The organism is Hoylesella pleuritidis (assembly GCF_963541955.1).
Lineage (GTDB): Bacteria > Bacteroidota > Bacteroidia > Bacteroidales > Bacteroidaceae > Prevotella > Prevotella pleuritidis.
Genome location: NZ_CAUTUT010000001.1, coordinates 130,641 through 148,850, shown reverse-complemented (window position 1 = coordinate 148,850; position 18,210 = coordinate 130,641). Strand labels below are relative to the sequence as shown.

The window sequence follows — 18,210 nt, the reverse complement described above, 5'->3', positions numbered from 1 at the left end:
TTAATCGGGATACGTCTCTTTTCACAAAGAGCGAAACAGACATTGTGTGTCCACTTCGCTCTCATTGCGGAAAGAGGGGGATTCGAACCCCCGAATCGGTTTCGCCGATTACACGCTTTCCAGGCGTGCCTCTTCAGCCACTCGAGCACCTTTCCTTGTTTCAAATGCGTTGCAAAATTAAGGCTTTTATCTTGATTTCCCGCACAAAATAGCGGAAAAATCATTATCAATGACGAATTTCTGCAAATTCAACGGATGGTTATACGCCGAAAACGCGTTGTACATTGGCTGTTGTCCGACGGGCAATCTCTTCGTCGGAAATACCGTAACACGCCGCCAATTTCTGCAAGACGTATTGTACATAAGAGCTTTCGTTGCGCTGACCGCGCATCGGAACAGGAGCCATATAGGGAGAGTCAGTTTCTAATACGAGCCGAGACAACGGCAAGTGAGGCAAAACCTCGGGCAGATGACTGCTTTTGAAAGTCAGAACTCCGCCTATTCCGAGCACGAATCGATCGAAAGCCAGTAACTCGGTAGCTTCTTTTTCGTTTCCCGTAAAGCAATGGAACACGCCGCCGGGCAGAGCTTCGGCATAGCGTTTGAGGATGTGAACCATCTCGTTTTGCCCCTTTCGGCAATGAATGGAGAGTGGAAGCCGAGTTTCGACAGACCATTTCACTTGCTCTTCGAAGGCCTCTAACTGTTCCTGTTTGAACTCTCTGCTCCAATAAAAGTCCAATCCTATCTCACCGATAGCAATGTAACGGGCGTCCTGTCCGGGTTCAGCGAGATTGCGTTCGAGGATTGCCCGCATCTTGCCCAGTACTTCGCGGAAGTCGGCTTTCACTTCTTCGGGATGCAGACCGATCATCGGATAGGCATAATCGGGATATGTTCGGCAGACATTCTGAATGGATTCGACCGAGGATAGGTTGATGGCGGGCAGGAAAACTTTGCTCACTCCTACGGCTTTTGCACGTGCAATGACCTGCGGAAGATCGTCTCTGAACTCCTCGCCATCTAAATGTGTGTGAGTATCTACGTAATTCATTCAATACAAATGTTTCTCGTTTCGTCTGTAATAGTATATTACCCCGAACTTACGACACGCTTCAAATCTCATCTCAGGAGGCTCTTTTTCGAAGTGTTTTTCAATCTGATTCCATAAATCCAACAGTATTTCGTCTATCTCCGGACGCAATTTCTGGATGTCGTCCAAAGCTTTCTGCGTACGATTTTGCAGTGATTTCTGTTGCTCGTAGATGTTTTTGAAGATATCCCAATGGGTGGAAACCATCCCGATTGTGGGATTATAGATAGGACGTCCGCCTTTTTTGATCCGTGCTTTTTCGCCTTCCAACACTCTCTTACCCCATTCTACGAGACCATCGGCAGTCTTGAAGTTGGGCAACGACGTGGCATTGTGAGATAATCCGTAAAGAGTGAGGTACTGGCGTTTGATTTCCCCACGTTCGACAGCCATCAACAGTACCTGTAAGAAGTGACTTACATAGACCGAAGCCTTGTGTTGTAGCTTGTCGAAACGGCCTGATGAGCGAGTTTGTGCCTGCAAACATACGCGGTATTGTTCGTAAGCGGTGAGCAAACGGTCGTAAGCGGGTTGGGCTCGGTTGAGCGTTTGCCAATCGATAAACCGATTGCGAACCGTGTAAATATCGTTATTGTTAAGCAATGTTTTCAAAGCTTTCAATCTCGCAGCATCTGTTTTAGGCAATCGTCTGTACGGCATAGGCTCAATATTGGCGGTTCATCATCCGTGAAGTATAGTCAATCAGTTCGCATTTGCGCGTTTCGGGTATGTTGAGTGCAGCCAAATACTTACGGCTTTGGTCATAAAAATAAGAGATTTTAGCCGTTGCCAGCAGGTCGACTCCAATCTCATTATATAATAAGGTGACGGCAGCGATCTTCTCTTTGGCATCGAAACGGGGGGCTGAGAGCCATTGTTCCAATTCGGCACGCTGTTTTTCGGTGGCCCGATTCAACGCATTGATGAGCATATATGTCTTCTTGTTCGATACGATGTCACCGCCGATGGCCTTTCCGAAAACCTGCGTATCGCCGTAGACATCTAAGAAGTCGTCTTGCAACTGAAAGGCAAGTCCAATCTGTTCGCCGAACTTGTACAATGTGTCCGCATCTTTTTGGGGAGCTCCGGCAAGGATTGCGCCCGTTTTTAAAGCGCACGCTAGCAACACGCTTGTCTTCAAACGAATCATCTCGATGTACTCATCCTCGGTGACATCATTGCGATTTTCAAAGTCCATATCGTACTGTTGGCCTTCTCCTATCTCTAAAGCCGTCTCGGTGAAAAGGTCGAGCACGAGTTTGAGTTTGGTCGGATTGCATTGTGCAATGCGCTGATACGCCAGCACTAACATCGTATCTCCGCTCAGAATGGCTGTGTTATCGTTCCACCGTTTGTGCACAGTCTGATGGCCGCGACGCAATTCTGCACGATCCATCAGGTCGTCGTGCAGCAGCGTATAGTTGTGATAGGTCTCCAATCCGCAAGCTGTCGGGAGTATTGTTTCTGCATCATCGCGATACAAATTGTATGCAAGCAGCATCAATACGGGTCTGATTCGCTTGCCGCCCATTGATAATACGTATTTGATCGGGGCGTAAAGCGAGTCGGGCTGACGGTCATACGACAGGTTGTCAATATATTCGTTTACCTTTGTCAGTATTTCATCGGCTGTCAACATTTCATCTTTATATCTGTTTAGTTGACGAGTTGACAAGTTAACGAGTTGATAAGAAAGCAGCCCTGTTCACTTATCTGCTTGCTCACTCATCCACTTTTTCACTTCCACTTGTCTACTCGTCCACTCGTTTTCTCACTTTTGTGTCTATAATTTAAATACTACCGGTACGGCAAACATCGTCCGACAAGGTCGGTTGTTTTGGATTCCCGGTTTCCATTTGGGCATCATCCGAATTACGCGGAGCGCCTCGCGGTCAAGTAACGGATCGACAGATCGGGCCAGTTTTACCTCTGCAATGCTACCGTCTGTATTGACAATGAACGACACCACCACCTTTCCCTCAATACGTTGTTGATGTGCATAGGTGGGATAACGCAGATTCTTGGTGAGCCATTTCATAAATTCCACCATCCCGCCGGGGAACTCCGGCAAGGCTTCCACTATGCGGACGTCGTTCAGGCCGTGGTCTTCCACAGGCGTCTGGGGCAATGCCTGTGTGACGTTTGCATCCGAAACCTGCCCGTCTCCGTCGCCAATCATCAGCGGATTACTGTTGGGCGACACTTTATCGGGCTTGTTTTCAACCTTGTCCACGGCCTTGATTTTCTCTGTAATAGCTCGTGATGCAGGGCTTGGAGACATTGCAGTGATCATATCCTGACGATTCATCGCAGGTCGCATCACGATATCCTGTGCCATATCATCGAGTTCGCGACTGTCTGATTCGGCATCTCCGCTACGGCTGTTGAACTCGAAACCGACGAACAGCAACGCCAATACAAAAATCAATCCCAGCAGAAATCCCGTGCTGCGACTGTTCTCCGGATTGGCTGTTTCAGACTTCTTGATCTCCAATTCAATTCCTTTCAGAATCTCGCCTTGCATCAATTACACGGCATTCGGCCACGCTTAGACACATTGGCAATATTCAACTTGTCCATCCGTTGTATGAAAACGAATTCAATGCAAATATAGTACAGATATTTGAAAAAAGCTGTATCTTTGCCGAGAAAATAGAAAAAACAGATGAAAAAAGTTGTTTTCACCCTCCTTTTGTTGGTCATTTTGATACCGATGCAGGCTCAGACGAGTCAGGAGATCTATCAATTTCTGCGACTGCCGGTGAGCGCGCACGCCGCAGCTTTGGGTGGAGATAACATTACTTTGATTGAAGATGATGCACCGTTGATGTTCAACAATCCGGCGCTTCTCGGTTCGGTGAGTGATAAAACACTCAATTTCAACTATATGAATTATATGAGCGGCGTGAACTATGGCAGTGCTTCGTTCACCCGAATTATCCGAGAGGCAACCACGATTGCCGCCGGTGTACAGTTCATTAACTACGGAAGAATGCGCCAGACTGATGAAAATGGTGTGCAGATAGGCGAGTTCTCGGCCAATGAGATTGCTTTTTCGGGCGTGTTTTCTTACGAATTGTCCGAGCGTTTCATCGGAGGCATCACTGCAAAGCTCATTACTTCTTATTTCGGTAGCTACAATTCATTGGCGATGGGGGTCGATTTGGGAGTCAACTATTACGATCCCGACCGACAAATCTCTGTTTCGGCTGTGGCCAAAAACCTCGGCGGACAGCTGAAAGCCTATAACGACAACTATGAAAAAATGCCACTCGACTTGCAATTCGGTATCAGTAAGCGTTTTGAACGTATGCCGTTGCGCTTCTCCGCTACGTTTGTAGACCTCAATCATTGGCATTACGCTTTCGTCAATCACGTTACGGCGGGCGTGGATGTGTTGCTTTCAGACCGCATTTATGTGGCAGCTGGCTATAACTTTCGGCGAGCCCACGAGATGAAAATTGCTGTTAGTGATGGCAGCAGCAGTCACGGGGCCGGTCTCTCGCTCGGAGCAGGCTTGCAATTAGAGCGTTTCAAGCTCCATTTGGCATACGGAAAATATCACGTTTCGTCGTCATCACTCATAATGAATGTATCATACAGCCTTTAAATAGAATGAAAAAAATAACCATAGCAATCGATGGTTACTCATCGTGCGGCAAGAGTACGATGGCCAAAAACTTAGCGCGTGAGATAGGATATATTTACATCGACACAGGCGCAATGTATCGGGCCGTAACTCTCTATGCACTAAAGCGTCGACAACTTACCGTTAATCGCACGGTGAAAAGCATCGAATTGGAGCGCGAAATGCCGTTAATCACCGTCTCATTTGCCGTTAATCACGAGACGGGTCATCCCGACACATTTCTCAACGGGGAAAATGTGGAGCAAGAGATACGTACAATGGAGGTTTCCAACAATGTCAGCCAAATAGCTGCCTTGCCTTTTGTACGTTCGGCGTTGGTGGCCCAACAGCAACGAATGGGGGCTGATAAGGGAGTTGTTATGGACGGACGCGACATCGGAACCGTGGTGTTTCCCGATGCTGAACTTAAAATTTTTGTCACTGCCAGTGCCGAAGTGCGTGCCCGACGCCGCTTTGATGAACTCAAAGCTAAGGGCATTTCGGCCGACTATTCCGATATTTTGAAAAACGTGCAAGAGCGCGATTACATTGACAGTCATCGTGAAGTGAGTCCTCTCCGTAAAGCACCCGATGCCATAGAGCTTGACAACAGTAACCTGACTATTGCCCAACAGCAGGAATGGTTGATGCAACAGTACCTACGAGTTGCAGCCGATGAGTGAAAGTCGGAAGCAGAATCATTGACTCGAAAATCGATAAACGCTTTTTATGAATTGAAAGTTGACGGAGCCACTCCGTCGTAGGCGTGGTGCGGATAGTCGATGGTAAAATGCAGACCGCGGCACTCTTTGCGTTCGATAGCCATTCGAGTGATGAGATAACCCACGTTGATCATATTGCGAAGCTCGCAGATTTCGCGGCTCGCTTTGACGTGTTTGAAAAGCGTTTCGGTCTCTTCGTAAAGGAGATCAAGACGATTCCATGCGCGTTTCAGGCGTAAATCGCTGCGCACGATACCCACATAATTGCTCATAATCTCGCCTACTTCCTTCACGCTTTGCGTAATCAGGATGCGCTCTTCGTTGCTCATCGTGCCGGCATCGTCCCACTCCGGTACGGCAGTATTCAGTGAATAGTCGTCGATATGAGCTAAAGCGTGCCGAGCGGCGACGTCTGCATAGACCACGGCTTCGATGAGTGAGTTGCTGGCCAGACGGTTGCCGCCGTGCAATCCGGTGCAGGCGCACTCGCCGATGGCATAGAGTCGGCGGATGGACGAGCATCCGTTGAGATCTACTTTGATGCCGCCGCACATATAATGGGCCGCCGGTCGTACGGGAATATAATCTTTTGTGATGTCGATTCCTATGCTCAAACATTTCTGGTAGATGTTAGGGAAATGTCGGCGAGTTTCTTCCGCATCCTTATGGGTGATGTCTAAGCAGACGTGATCGAGTCCGTGAATTTTCATTTCCTTGTCGATGGCGCGAGCAACGATATCTCGAGGGGCCAGCGAAAGGCGCTCGTCGTACTTCTCCATAAACGATTCGCCCGACGGGAGACGCAAAATGCCGCCATAACCGCGCATCGCCTCGGTAATAAGATAGGCCGGATGAGTCTCGCCTTGGTGATAAAGGGCGGTGGGATGAAACTGCACGAACTCCATATCGTGCACCGTTCCTTTGGCCCGATAGACCATAGCCTCGCCATCGCCGGTAGCTATCACGGGGTTGGTTGTGGTCTGATAAACAGCTCCGCAGCCGCCGGTGCATATCAGCGTGACCTTACTTAAATATGTATCTACCTTTTTCGTATCAGGATTTAACACATAGGCGCCATAACACTCGATATCGGGTGTGCGGCGAGTAACCTCCACTCCGAGATGATGTTGCGTGATCAGCTCTACGGCAAAGTGATTTTCGCGTACTTCGATACTGTTATTGGTTCGTACGGCAGCCATCAGTCCGCGTTGGATTTCGGCTCCGGTGTCGTCTGCGTGATGCAGAATGCGGAACTCGGAATGCCCTCCTTCACGGTGCAAATCGAACGAACCGTCGCCAGTTCGGTCGAAGTTGACGCCCCAATTTACCAGTTCCCGAATCTGTTCGGGCGCGTTCCGCACGACCAATTCCACTGCTTTTCGGTCACTGATGAAGTCTCCTGCAATGATGGTGTCATTGATATGTTTGTCGAAATCATCTGTTGCCAGACGGGTAACAGCGGCCACTCCGCCCTGCGCAAACGCCGTATTGGCCTCTTCGAGCGATGTTTTACAGATAAGACACACCGTTCCTTTGTGCGCCTTAGCAATTTTCAGGGCATAACTCATACCGGCAACCCCGGCGCCGATAATTAAAAAGTCGTATTTAAAAACCATAAAGGGTCATTATTGTCTGCCGCAAAAGTAATAATAAATGTTGATAAATAGACGATTTGTTGATAAAAAAGCGTACTTTTGCAAGCGTTATGGAGAGAACCTTTCATCAGCAGTTCACGATGGCAAATAAGTGCGGCATAACGGTATTTTCATTGCTTGCGTTTTATCTTTTGTGGCAAAAAGCAGCGCTCACGGGGCTGTTTGTAGCGGTGATTGTGGTGCTGATGATCGAGCGGATGATTCATACCACATACACGTTTACCGTTTCCGAGCGCAGCGAAGTGCTGCGAATCGATCGCGGCCGATTCTCTCGTCCGACGGTGATTGCTGTCAACGAAATCGTCAGATGCACGTTGATGAAGACCGCTTTCGGCCTGTCGCATTATCTGTTGATTGAATACGGAGAGCGACGAATGGTGAGTGTCACGCCCGATAACAGCGAAGCGTTTATTGCTGAGCTGAAAAAGAGACAAGAACAAAACGAGGAATGAAAAGATATTTGTGGTTGCTCTTCTTGGTTTTCACGTTGCCAGCAGCGGCGCAAATCGAAGAAGAGACAACGGAAGATGATAAATCGGAAAGTATTGCAGACTCAACGGCCATCGACTCGCTGGCCCGCGACAGTCTGCTTCTGCCTTGGCCACAGTCGGTGCAGCACTATATAGACCGACTGTTGCAGGCAGATATGTTCGAGACTTCACAGGTGGGACTGATGGTTTACGACCTCGATGCCGATTCGGCCATCATTCGTTTCAACGAGCGTCAGCTGATGCGGCCCGCTTCTACGATGAAAGTCATCACGGCCATTGCCGCCATTGATAAGTTAGGCGGTTCTTATCAGTTCAAGACCGAATTGTGCTATACGGGACGAGTGGAAAACAATGTGCTCACGGGCGATATCTATTGTGTGGGCGGTTTCGACCCGCGCTTCAATTCAGACGACCTCAAAGCCTTTGTCGAGAGCTTTCATAAGATGGGTGTAGACACTATTCGCGGCAACATTTATGCCGATAAAACGATGAAAGATAACGATACTTTGGGTGAAGGTTGGTGCTGGGATGATGACAATCCCGCGCTTTCGCCGCTACTCATCGGTCGTAAAGATGTTTTTATCGAGCGGTTTGTCAGCGAACTGCGAGCGGCCGGTGTGGTTGTCGAAGCAGCTACGGGCGAGGCTCGTAAGCCCCAAGACGCGTTCTGTATTGTTTCCCGTTTCCACACGATCGACCAAATATTGATGCGTATGTTGAAAGAAAGCGATAACCTTTATGCTGAATCTATGTTCTATCAAATCGCTTCTTCTACTGGTAATCGCCCCGCAACAGCCGAGAGTGCACGTGCAGTCATTGGCCGACTCATCTCCAAAGTGGGGCTGAATCCGTCGAGATATCGGCTTGCCGACGGCTCCGGACTCTCTCTTTACAACTATGTCAGTCCTGAGTTAGAAGTAATGCTCCTTCGATATGCTTATCGCAATGGTAATATTTACCTGCATCTGCTTCCTGCTTTGCCCGTTGCCGGTTTTGACGGAACGCTGAAAAACAGGATGCGTAACCCCTTTACCAGTGGCAATGTGAAAGCAAAGACCGGCACGGTAATGGGTGTCAGTAGTCTGGCCGGCTATTGTACGGCTGCCAACGGACACCGACTATGCTTCTCAATCATTAATCAAGGCGTGATGCACGGCCGCAACGGTCGCCGTTTCCAAGACCGAATCTGCGAGGCATTGTGCAGCCCGTAGTAAGTAAATATATATAAATCTCATTGCTCTTAAAACTTTTCGAAAACAATGGAAATCATAAAAGAATATGTGGAAAACCTGATACAGCTATGTGGTGTATCAGGATCGGCTGTGCCGGTGGTACGTCACGTCGCGCTGGTTCTTGTCACTTTGTTGTTGGCTTGGTTGAGCGGTGTGCTCTGTAAGCGCATTATTATGCCGTTGATTCACAAACTTACGGCGCGGACTACAGCCGACTGGGACGATATTTTGTTTAATGCCCGTGTGTTGCTCACGGCTTGTCGTATCGTGCCCGCACTCGTTATATGGCAGTTTTTGCCGATGGTATTCTATCAGTTCCACTTCGTTCGTGAGGTATTGGAGCGTCTTACGGCTGTCTATATCACAATAATGACAGTGCGACTGATTACGGTTTTAATCACTTCTTTTGCCCAATTGGAAACCTCGCACAGCTCGTCCGTCCGGCAATATATCAAGACTTTCTGTGGTGTTTTGAAGATAGTGGTTATCTTTATTGCTGTTATCGTGACCGTGGCGATTATCTTCGGTAAGAGTCCTCTATCTCTTTTGGCAGGTTTGGGAGCTACTTCGGCTGTGCTGATGTTGGTGTTCAAGGATACGATTGAGGGGCTGGTGGCCGGTATCCGACTCACAAGCAACGAGATGGTAAAGAAAGGTGATTGGATAACCGTGCCCTCGACGACTGCCGATGGTATTGTAGAGGAAATCAGTCTGACCACGGTTAAGGTGCGCAATTATGACAACACGATTGTCACGGTGTCGCCGATCACACTGGTGAATGGTTCTTTCCAAAATTGGAAAGGTATGCAACAGAGTAGTGGTCGACGTGTAAAGCGGGTTGTCTATTTTGATTTCCGAAGTGTGAAAGCGGTCGATGACGATTTGCGGAATCGCCTTGTGCAAGCCGGTTATCTGTCGGCCGAGGATATGGAAGGCGAAGATGCCAACATCGGATTGTTCCGGAAATACTTTGAAAAGCATCTTGCCGCACGTAAAGAAGTAAACGAGAACCTGACAATAATGGTGCGAGAGATGGAAGCAACACAGTGTGGCCTGCCCTTGGAATTCTATTTTTTCCTGCGAGATCGCGTGTGGCTCAATTACGAACATCAGTTGGCTACGATCATAGAGCGCGTTTATGTCACGGCCGCTCTGTTCGGATTGAAGATTTATGAGCAATATCCCGAGCAGTAAAACGTGATGAATTTCTCTGCCGTTTTACTCGACTGGTTTGCCCGAAATGGTCGCGATTTGCCGTGGCGAGATACTTCCGACCCCTATGCTATTTGGTTAAGCGAGGTGATTTTACAGCAAACGCGCATCGCGCAAGGTCGTGATTATTGGGTACGTTTTATGAAACAGTTCCCCGGTGTAAATGATTTGGCAGCGGCATCAGAGGATGAAGTGCTACGACTTTGGCAGGGATTGGGCTATTATAGTCGTGCACGCAACTTACATACGGCTGCCAAACAGATTGTCGCTTGGGGTCGATTTCCCGATACTTTTGAAGAGATTAAACAACTGAAAGGCGTAGGCGATTATACGGCTGCAGCCATTGCGTCGATTGCTTTCGGTCTGCCCGTAGCAGTGGTCGACGGCAATGTCTATCGCGTTTTGTCTAGATACTTCGGCATCGAGACGCCTATTAATTCCACGGAAGGTAAAAAGGAGTTTGCCGCATTGGCTCAATCGCTGCTTCCGAAAGATGCTCCGTCGGCTTTCAATCAAGCTATGATGGATTTCGGAGCATTGCAATGCGTGGTTACTCCGAGTGCTACCAAAGGAGAAGATCAACTCTCTTTCAAAATATGTGTGGATTGTCCACTCATCGAGTCGTGTGCAGCCTATCGCACAGGGCGGGTGAATGAGTTGCCCGTTAAATTGAAAACGACCAAAATCAAGACTCGACACCTCACCTATATATATATAAGGTGTAACGGCGAAACAGCTATTCGACGCCGTGCCTCGGGTGATATTTGGCAAGGATTGTGGGAGCCTTATCTCGCGGCTGATGTCGAGTTGACAGGCGATAAGTCGTTCGACGCTGGTTTTCCTTCCATTGCAGGGGCCGAGAGAGACTTCTTACCGGTCTTGCTCCGCCGTAATTTCAAACATGTTTTGACGCATCGCATCCTCTTGGCTGACTTTTATCTCCTCGAAACTGATTCGAAACCAACGCTGCCCGATGGCTATGTCTGGATTCGCGAGCACGACATCGAACGTTATGCTGTGCCACGACTCATCGAGATTCTGTTGGAATCGCTGCCTTAATGACCGATTTCGGTACTGTCGTTTATCGCTGTCGAGTCTGTTTTTGGCTCTGTTTTGTTCACCGTAACATCGTGCGGCGCAAAGATGCTGGCAGCTACTGTGTCACCTGGTTCGTCTTTCGGGGCAAACCGGCAGGCTATGGTAATACAGGCAGAAATCGCCATCCCAATAATAAATAACAATATTTTTCTCATACGGTCGGTAAAGTTAACGAAAAAACAAGAGGTCAACGACGATGTGACGAGATAATTAAACTAATTTAAGGTGGGGAGAAATATGGGGTCGTCGGTCGTGAACCAATTTGTCTCTGAAACAGAATCGATTTTCGTCGGGTTATAAATGAGATTGCAACATACAGTTAATTGCAGTGTAAAAAGCCGTTAGATACGGTGTGTTAAACCGTTGGTTACGAGGTGTCTGATCGTTAATTGAAGTGCGTATCGTATCATATTGATTTCTAATGAGATACAAGCCAGTAAACGATACAGCTTTATCTCCGGAATGGATGTCATAAACATAAGTCCCGATTGTCTTTTTTACGGACAATCGGGACTATGTATTTGGACCAGTTTTTGATGTCAATGAAGAGTTTCTTCATCGTTTAGAGAGGCTTTTCATTGTACATTGCATTCCACCAAGTGGGATCGTTTTTAAGCCATTTGGCAAACCACGCAAAAATGGTATTCTGCCATTTGATACGCTTGTCATAATTCATTACCCAATGGTTTTCGCCTTCTATTGCAACGAAAGCGGTAGGGCGCCCCAGCAACTTCAATGCGGTGAACATCTGAATGCTCTCTCCGACAGGCACGTTGGTATCGGCCGTGCCGTGAAGAAACAGCAAAGGCGTATGGATTTTGTCGGCATTGAAGAGTGGACTATGGTCTACATAGAGATCTTTGCGCGTCCAGGGATAACTCCCGGCCATACTTATCTCGCTGTAAGAGTAACCCCAATAGCCCTCGCCCCAATAACTGGTGTGGTCGCTGATGCCTGCGTGAGAGATGGCGGCAGCGAAGATGTCGGTCTTGGTTTGTAGATATTGAGTCATAAATCCGCCGTAAGAGGCGCCGATACAACCTATCTTTCTACCGTCGACATAGGGATGGTCAGCAATGAATCGTTTGGTTCCTTCGATGATGTCATCAGCTACTCCGTCGCCGGCCGTATTGACGTGGCGTGATGAAAACTCCTGACCGAAACCCACGGCACCGCTCGGTTGCAAGACATAAACGATGTAGCCGAGTGCGGCATAGGCGTGATGTGGATAGCGAGTCTCGAAAAATCGACTCGTGGGCGAGCATCCGCCGTAGTAGTTGACGACGAGCGGATATTTCTTGTTCGCATCGAAATGGGGGGGCAGATAATATCGGCCGCAGATTGTGTCACCGCGACTGTTGACGAAATCCCAAGCCTTGCACTCGCCCATATCAACACCTTTAAGAATCGCCCGGTTCATATCTTCGACGAGGGTGACTCGTTTGTTGGCAGTGTTCACCGTGTAAACGCGGTCGGCATTGGATGCTCCCTCGGTGTTGAGCACCAACATCGGTGCGCCGTCGGCTGCTGAGAGATGAGTGACAAGATCTTCGGGTTGGATGATTTTATCGATTCTGCCGGTCTTGGCATCAGCTCGGAAGAGGTGAACGAAGTCGCGGTCGTCGGCCGTGAAATAAATCTTGCCGTCGTTTTTGCTCCACAATACCTGATTGACAGACGGCTTGAAAAACTTCGTAATTGGCTTTACCTGTCGGTCGGCGATAGTCAATATATAAAGTTGATGGTCGTAAGCATTGGGAATACGACCCTGGGGCAGATTCTTTCCGATGCCTCCGAAACTCTCGGGAGAACCCATTACAAGGATCTGTCGACCGTCGGGCGAGAATTTGGCTTCGTTGATGAAGCCGTCGTCTTTGACCAATGTATCGGCCCGCATCGTGTTCAGATCGAGCCGATAAATGGTTCGCAGCGTTGTAGGGCGTTGCGTATAGCGTTCCCGCGAAGTCATAAACAGGATATAACGGCCGTCATTCGAAATGTCTTGAAACCCTACGTTATGATATCCGAAGGTGAGAGGTTGCACTAATCCCGTGCGTAAATCGAAACGCTCTAAGCTGGTGCGGTCGCGCCATCCGGGCTGCCGGTCTTCGGGAGAAAGTATTTGATAGACTTCCTTATCTGCTTTCGGACCTTCGTTATTTTTCTGTATCACCAGATAATCGGCCGTTGGCGATACTGTAAAATCACCTTTGGGCAGATGTTCGGCAATGACGGTTTCGCGGCATGACGGTACATCTACGGTAACGAGTTGTCGCCCGTTGTTGCCCTGACGCGTGTAATAATAAGCGTCGGTCTTGGGCATCCAATAGACATAATCATAGGTTTCGGCAATCGTCCTACCTGTTTTCACTTCTGATATACGTGTCTTCCACTGCATCTTTCCGCCTTTCAACACCGTGCTATAAAGCGTTTTCAGATAGCGTCCGCTATGTGAAAGAGCTACGCCGCGAACGTATTTCCCCTCTGAAACGCAGTCTAATGAGAACATACGTTGCGTATTGTTCACTGTCATTAATGCCGAATGGTCTGACGAAACTGTTACATCAATGGAGTCACGTTGCCCTTTCTGCGCCAGGTATTTTATCACGATGTTGTGTGTTCGGGGCAATAATGTGAGGTCGGTACCGGCCGACTTCACGCCGTCTACATACAATTCAAAGTGTTTCAGCTTTCTGATGATGATAGAAGCCTTGGCATATTCCGTATTACTGAGCGTGAAGCCCAGGAGATTTAAGTCGTATCTGTTTTTTCCGCCGGGTGCAGCCGTATCGCTGAACGGTGTTCCCGATGCAGCCAAGTCGAGATTGATGGGGGTATCTAACAGCGATTCCGGGGTAAATTTCTTATCAGACAGATTCACGCTATCCACCATCAGCGGCCGTTGCAGGGCGAACGGACCGGCGTATTTGAATGATTTTACGTGAATGTCGGCAGCCAATACCATCTCCGTAGCTAACAAAGCTACGGATAAAGTAAGGATGGTCTTTCTCATATCGATAGATTATTTGTCGTCGCAGAACAAGGGGTCCTCAGGTATCACCATTACAGGTTTCTGGTCATACTGTTTCAATTGTTCGGGCGAAGCGTATTGCTTGCGTACTACTAAACGGAACATAAACTCGTTAAACCAGCGGTTACTCATTATCAGATAGCCGTTTTGCGCGTCGTTGGTGCCCCAACTGTTTTCCACTTTCCACCGCAACGGGGTGCCGGTAGCATCCAAGTCAACAGCTGTGAGTGTCATTGCGTGAGTCGAACCGCTGTCGAATGTAGCGATACGTTGTGCTTTATTCATTCCGAAAGTGATGCCGAACAGCGTACCATAATCGTAATTTTCAGTGTCGGCATAACCGCGTTTGCGATCCAACTGCTTGCCCACGTCATACGAACTGTATAGTTTCCGCCCATCCTTGATGCTGGCAATGGCCAAGCTTGCGATGTCTTTCATTGGGAGATTGAGATATTTCCAGTTATGCCCATCATATGTATGGCGATCCCATTCTACCTCATAGGTTTTATAATAAGGGCGTCGCGGGTCGTTCATCACCATAATGAATGTACCGTTGAGCGGTCCGCCGACAGTTTCACGATAAAATTCGAGCGGTGTATAAGTCTTTACCGGCGATGCGACGCGCCCTTTCTTGTTTTTGAAAGCATATTGAAACGACTTGACTGGTTCGCCCAATGTCAGCGTAAGTATGTGATAAACGGTGCTGAGCATCTCTGTCTTGCGTGCCTTAACAGCTGCGGTACTTTTCCCGCTATTGACCATTCCGCGCAATTCGAGGCCGAATTCGCGTAACTTCGACGACAGAATCTTGCCCATTCTATTTGTATTATCAGCCGAATAAGTCTCCGGCATTATGCTCTTGGGCACCAAACCGTATTTCTCGGCAAGGTCAGCTACACCGCAAAATGTACCCCCGTCGTTGATGGGATGCTTGAAAAAGAACTGTACGCGCGTGTCGTCCATTGGCTTTTTAGCACAGTCGATGACGCCTTGCAGCATCAGATTAGCTTTCTCCAATTGGTCGTAAAAGAAGAGATAATCTTGTGAATACTCTACATTCAGCGTGTCATTGTGCGCTTTGGCAAAGTTAGCACGCAACACATTGAGACCCGAGAACATCCAGCAGCGCCCACTGCTGCGTTGGTTCATAATGCTCTGCTTGGGCGTTTCATTACTGAAATACGCATCGACAGGACCTTGGTTGGCAAAGTTCTTAGCCAAATCGTCGATCGGGTTAGACGCAATTGCATTGGAAAGCGCTTTATCCATCGCACTTGCCCGTGATGCTCCCTGCATCTGTTTAAGCATCTGTGCAGAGATGCCTCCGTCTTTTGTCTGAGCCGTCAGCATCGTTGCGACAGCTACCGAGACACACAATGAAATGATTCTTTTAGTCATTAGGGTTCTATTTTATAATATGTATTTTCAATTAATGTTGCAAATTTAGGCAAAAAAACTGAAAATCAAAGTTTACTCCGGTTTATTTTGGAAAAAAACGATGAAGTTATCAAAACCCCAAATAACTTCATTGATATACAGATTGTTTTTCTTTACACCGCAAAACAAAATAGTGTTTTTAATTAAAGAAAAACGCCACAGGTGATTTCAGTACCTGCGACGTTTTTCTGTGTTGAGCATTATCTTCGTTTATTTATTTTCAGAATGAGAAAATAAATCGGATAAATCATTTTACCGTCCACAAGGGGAGGCCTTTGTAACGGTTAGTACCGCCATATAAAGATGCATTACCTAACCGAGCTCCACTATTGGCTCTGGAATAGAAATAAAGGTAATATGCGCCTTTGGTCTTGACGCCAGGTTGGCCATTTTGCGGAGTGGGAGTGGACGTCCAATAGTTACCGACTTCTCCGACACCGTTAAGATATCCTGTATCATAGTCACCTAAAGCCGGGAGGAAGAAATAATCTTCACTATGTTCGGGACGACCGAAAGGAACATCAGTCTTGTCATAATAAGCAGATGTGGCCTCCTGGGTGTAATTATGATGATTAGGAGCTTTGTCTCGGTTAAATTGCCAACCGATAGTAGTTTTCTTTTTAAACCACATTCCGCCTGTATACAAGTGTCCCATTGCCGTCCAAAGTTCTTCTTCATCCCAATGAGGATCACCTCTTTGGATATACCAAAGACACTCGTTAGCATTCGGGCAGTTTTGGCAACTACGAGAAGCACTTTCAGGGAAGGCCACCTCATTATACCAACGATCGCCAATACCAGCCGGATAAAGGTTACCGCGCCTACCATTTTTCTTAGGTTGATCTTGTTCTTGACCTTCCCAATAATGCTTTTTGGCATCCCACATATAATAATTGGAAGTATAATCCTTAGGATCCAAATTAGCTGTAACGTCGTAAATCTTACCAGCCTCGCAGGTGATAGTTAAAGTTTTAGTTATAGTTCCCTCAATCGGTTCTTTAAATGGAGGCTGTTTAAGTGGATTATCTTTGTCATTGCGAAACCAATAACGTATCGTGAGTTTGTGTGTTCCGGGAGCAATGACGATATAAGATCCGTTTTCTTCGATTTTGGTTTTCGGATTAGTCACCGTAAATCCCCCGGGTGCTGTGATATTAAGGGTAATCTTTTTCGAACCGTTTTTCTTCGGTCTGTCCGAGAGCTCATCAGTAGAAAAATCATAGTCTCCGGCTATTTCGTCTTCGGAAGTAACCTCAATCTTAAAGAGTTTGCTTCTCTTGATAAACGCATTTAATGTATGCGGTAAGAAACAGATGTAAGATGCTTTGTGAGTGAGCCTGAATTTGAAATTATTCCCGTGAGCTGAAGCTTCCGCTGTTCCGCAGTCGCCTGATACTCCGGCGTGAGTAAAATCATTGGCTTTCGATTGTGTCTGACTGGCAGCAATAGTCACTATATTACCCGATGTCCCGTTGGCTCCGGTGTAATGTACGGTGCAACCGTCTTTGAAAGAACCTGAAACGAAAAAAACGCCATTCTTCATATTGTCAGTAAATTCGCCGGAATTGCTCTTTTGAAATTTACCGTAAACGTCTTTCACCCAAATCTTATCACCCGTAGACCAAAAGGCCTTAGCACCATTTCCCACCGTATGGGTAATCCAAGTGCGGGTAGTAGGATCTTGGGATTGGGTCTTTGTAGCAGAAATACGTGTCGGGAGAATATTTTCGCCCGTGAATGTCACGGTTTTGGCAAGAGAATTGCCATTGTTACCATTCTGCTTCTCATTTTGTGCCACTTCATCACCGGAACAACCGATCAGTACCGCTGTTGTTAGCAGAAATGCAGTTTTAAAAAACACATTGCTTTTTTTCATTATTACTTTTGCTTTTACGTTCATAAATAAAAAAGAGGTTTGGTTTTCTCCAATTTTCTTATGGATGGAAGAATTCATCTTCTTCTACTTCATCATCAAAATATCCTGGTTTGGCTGTTTCTATAATTCCTCCTTGTCCGATATCTTCGTGGTCTCCACTGACTATTGCGAGTAGATGTTCTACTTCTACATTGATGACTTTCATCATCGGGCGAATGTATGCCCGCCTCTCTAATTCTGTTTGTTTCATATTGAATCTATTTTAATGAATAAATAATTTATGTGTATTGTGTTGCCGGAAAAGCACAAGTCACTCTGCAAAGGAATCACTTGGGAATCTCTTTGCAATCTATGGTTACGACACGCTTCGCGCGCGCGTATACGCGAAAACAAATAAATGAAGTTAGCTTGTAGCGCCTGTGTGTGTGTGTGTGTGTGTGTTACACTTTTTTCTGAAACAACCAAATATAAAACGTTAAAAATCGTGAGGAGATTAAGGTCTCTTCGTATGATATTGCCGTTATGTGTTGTTTCTTTTATCATCAAACTCTCTATCCTATTCTTCATCCGTTTTTCTCAGAAATGATGAGAATGGTTATATTAGATATAAATTCGCTGACAAAGGTAGACAAATATTTTTAAATTTGCAAGCATTTTAAAGAAAAGTACATTCCTTATCTCTTTCTTTTCTATTTTTTACCCCAAAAAGAGTTGAAAATTGAAAGAAATAAGACT

Annotated in this window: 16 protein-coding genes and 1 tRNA gene; 6 read left to right on the top strand and 11 right to left on the bottom strand. The window is 47.0% G+C overall.

The genetic code is table 11. The features are described from left to right. Positions 1-67: 67 nt before the first annotated feature. The 5 genes from RWY97_RS00600 to RWY97_RS00580 form a co-directional block, all read right to left on the bottom strand. Positions 68-155: transfer RNA gene (locus tag RWY97_RS00600), tRNA-Ser, on the bottom strand. Between the two features lie 104 nt (positions 156-259). Next, the gene (locus tag RWY97_RS00595) at positions 260-1,054 is read right to left on the bottom strand and encodes a TatD family hydrolase (protein ID WP_315564964.1); all 795 of its coding nucleotides are present in this window, start codon (positions 1,052-1,054) and stop codon (positions 260-262) included. Continuing rightward, entirely contained in the window at positions 1,055-1,753 is a 699-nt protein-coding gene (locus RWY97_RS00590; protein ID WP_024991955.1) for a hypothetical protein, read from the bottom strand. Between the two features lie 4 nt (positions 1,754-1,757). Beyond that, positions 1,758-2,732, bottom strand: a complete 975-nt coding sequence (locus RWY97_RS00585) for a polyprenyl synthetase family protein (RefSeq protein ID WP_315564963.1) — start codon at positions 2,730-2,732, stop codon at positions 1,758-1,760. Between the two features lie 144 nt (positions 2,733-2,876). Next, a complete protein-coding gene (locus RWY97_RS00580; protein WP_390883236.1) occupies positions 2,877-3,587 on the bottom strand; it encodes an energy transducer TonB in 711 nt (236 codons plus the stop codon). Positions 3,588-3,758: 171 nt separating this feature from the next. Between RWY97_RS00580 and porQ the strand changes: the two genes are divergently transcribed. Continuing rightward, a complete protein-coding gene (gene porQ / locus RWY97_RS00575; RefSeq protein WP_315564961.1) occupies positions 3,759-4,703 on the top strand; it encodes a type IX secretion system protein PorQ in 945 nt (314 codons plus the stop codon). A gap of 5 nt (positions 4,704-4,708) precedes the next feature. Then, on the top strand, positions 4,709-5,404 hold the full coding sequence (gene cmk / locus RWY97_RS00570; RefSeq protein WP_315564960.1) for a (d)CMP kinase: 696 nt from the start codon (positions 4,709-4,711) through the stop codon (positions 5,402-5,404). Between the two features lie 44 nt (positions 5,405-5,448). Here cmk and nadB read toward each other — a convergent pair whose 3' ends face one another. Beyond that, on the bottom strand, positions 5,449-7,059 hold the full coding sequence (nadB, locus tag RWY97_RS00565; RefSeq protein ID WP_314077933.1) for an L-aspartate oxidase: 1,611 nt from the start codon (positions 7,057-7,059) through the stop codon (positions 5,449-5,451). 89 nt (positions 7,060-7,148) lie between these two features. Here nadB and RWY97_RS00560 point away from each other — a divergent pair, with 89 nt between their 5' ends. From RWY97_RS00560 to mutY, 4 genes are read left to right on the top strand one after another with little or no spacing between them, the layout of a single operon-like run. Beyond that, the gene (locus RWY97_RS00560) at positions 7,149-7,550 is read left to right on the top strand and encodes a PH domain-containing protein (RefSeq protein ID WP_314739429.1); all 402 of its coding nucleotides are present in this window, start codon (positions 7,149-7,151) and stop codon (positions 7,548-7,550) included. Continuing rightward, positions 7,547-8,800, top strand: a complete 1,254-nt coding sequence (dacB, locus tag RWY97_RS00555; RefSeq protein ID WP_315564959.1) for a D-alanyl-D-alanine carboxypeptidase/D-alanyl-D-alanine endopeptidase — start codon at positions 7,547-7,549, stop codon at positions 8,798-8,800. Before RWY97_RS00560 ends, dacB begins: the two co-directional genes overlap by 4 nt. Positions 8,801-8,848: 48 nt before the next feature. Further along, positions 8,849-10,015 (top strand): mechanosensitive ion channel family protein, encoded by a 1,167-nt coding sequence (locus RWY97_RS00550; protein WP_021583390.1) that lies wholly within the window; start codon positions 8,849-8,851, stop codon positions 10,013-10,015. A gap of 6 nt (positions 10,016-10,021) precedes the next feature. Further along, on the top strand, positions 10,022-11,092 hold the full coding sequence (gene mutY / locus RWY97_RS00545) for an A/G-specific adenine glycosylase (RefSeq protein WP_315564958.1): 1,071 nt from the start codon (positions 10,022-10,024) through the stop codon (positions 11,090-11,092). Here mutY and RWY97_RS00540 read toward each other — a convergent pair. The 5 genes from RWY97_RS00540 to RWY97_RS00520 all read right to left on the bottom strand — a co-directional run bounded on the left by RWY97_RS00540 (position 11,089) and on the right by RWY97_RS00520 (position 17,725). Then, positions 11,089-11,286: a hypothetical protein gene (locus RWY97_RS00540; RefSeq protein ID WP_315564957.1), complete on the bottom strand. Its 198-nt coding sequence runs from the start codon at positions 11,284-11,286 to the stop codon at positions 11,089-11,091. The genes mutY and RWY97_RS00540 overlap by 4 nt on opposite strands. Positions 11,287-11,693: 407 nt before the next feature. Continuing rightward, a complete protein-coding gene (locus RWY97_RS00535) occupies positions 11,694-14,144 on the bottom strand; it encodes a S9 family peptidase (protein ID WP_315564956.1) in 2,451 nt (816 codons plus the stop codon). A gap of 9 nt (positions 14,145-14,153) precedes the next feature. Then, positions 14,154-15,560, bottom strand: a complete 1,407-nt coding sequence (locus tag RWY97_RS00530; protein ID WP_314739438.1) for a C1 family peptidase — start codon at positions 15,558-15,560, stop codon at positions 14,154-14,156. Between the two features lie 286 nt (positions 15,561-15,846). Then, a complete protein-coding gene (locus RWY97_RS00525; protein WP_315564955.1) occupies positions 15,847-17,475 on the bottom strand; it encodes a hypothetical protein in 1,629 nt (542 codons plus the stop codon). A gap of 58 nt (positions 17,476-17,533) precedes the next feature. Next, a complete protein-coding gene (locus RWY97_RS00520) occupies positions 17,534-17,725 on the bottom strand; it encodes a hypothetical protein (RefSeq protein ID WP_024991941.1) in 192 nt (63 codons plus the stop codon). Between the last annotated feature and the right edge of the window lie 485 nt (positions 17,726-18,210).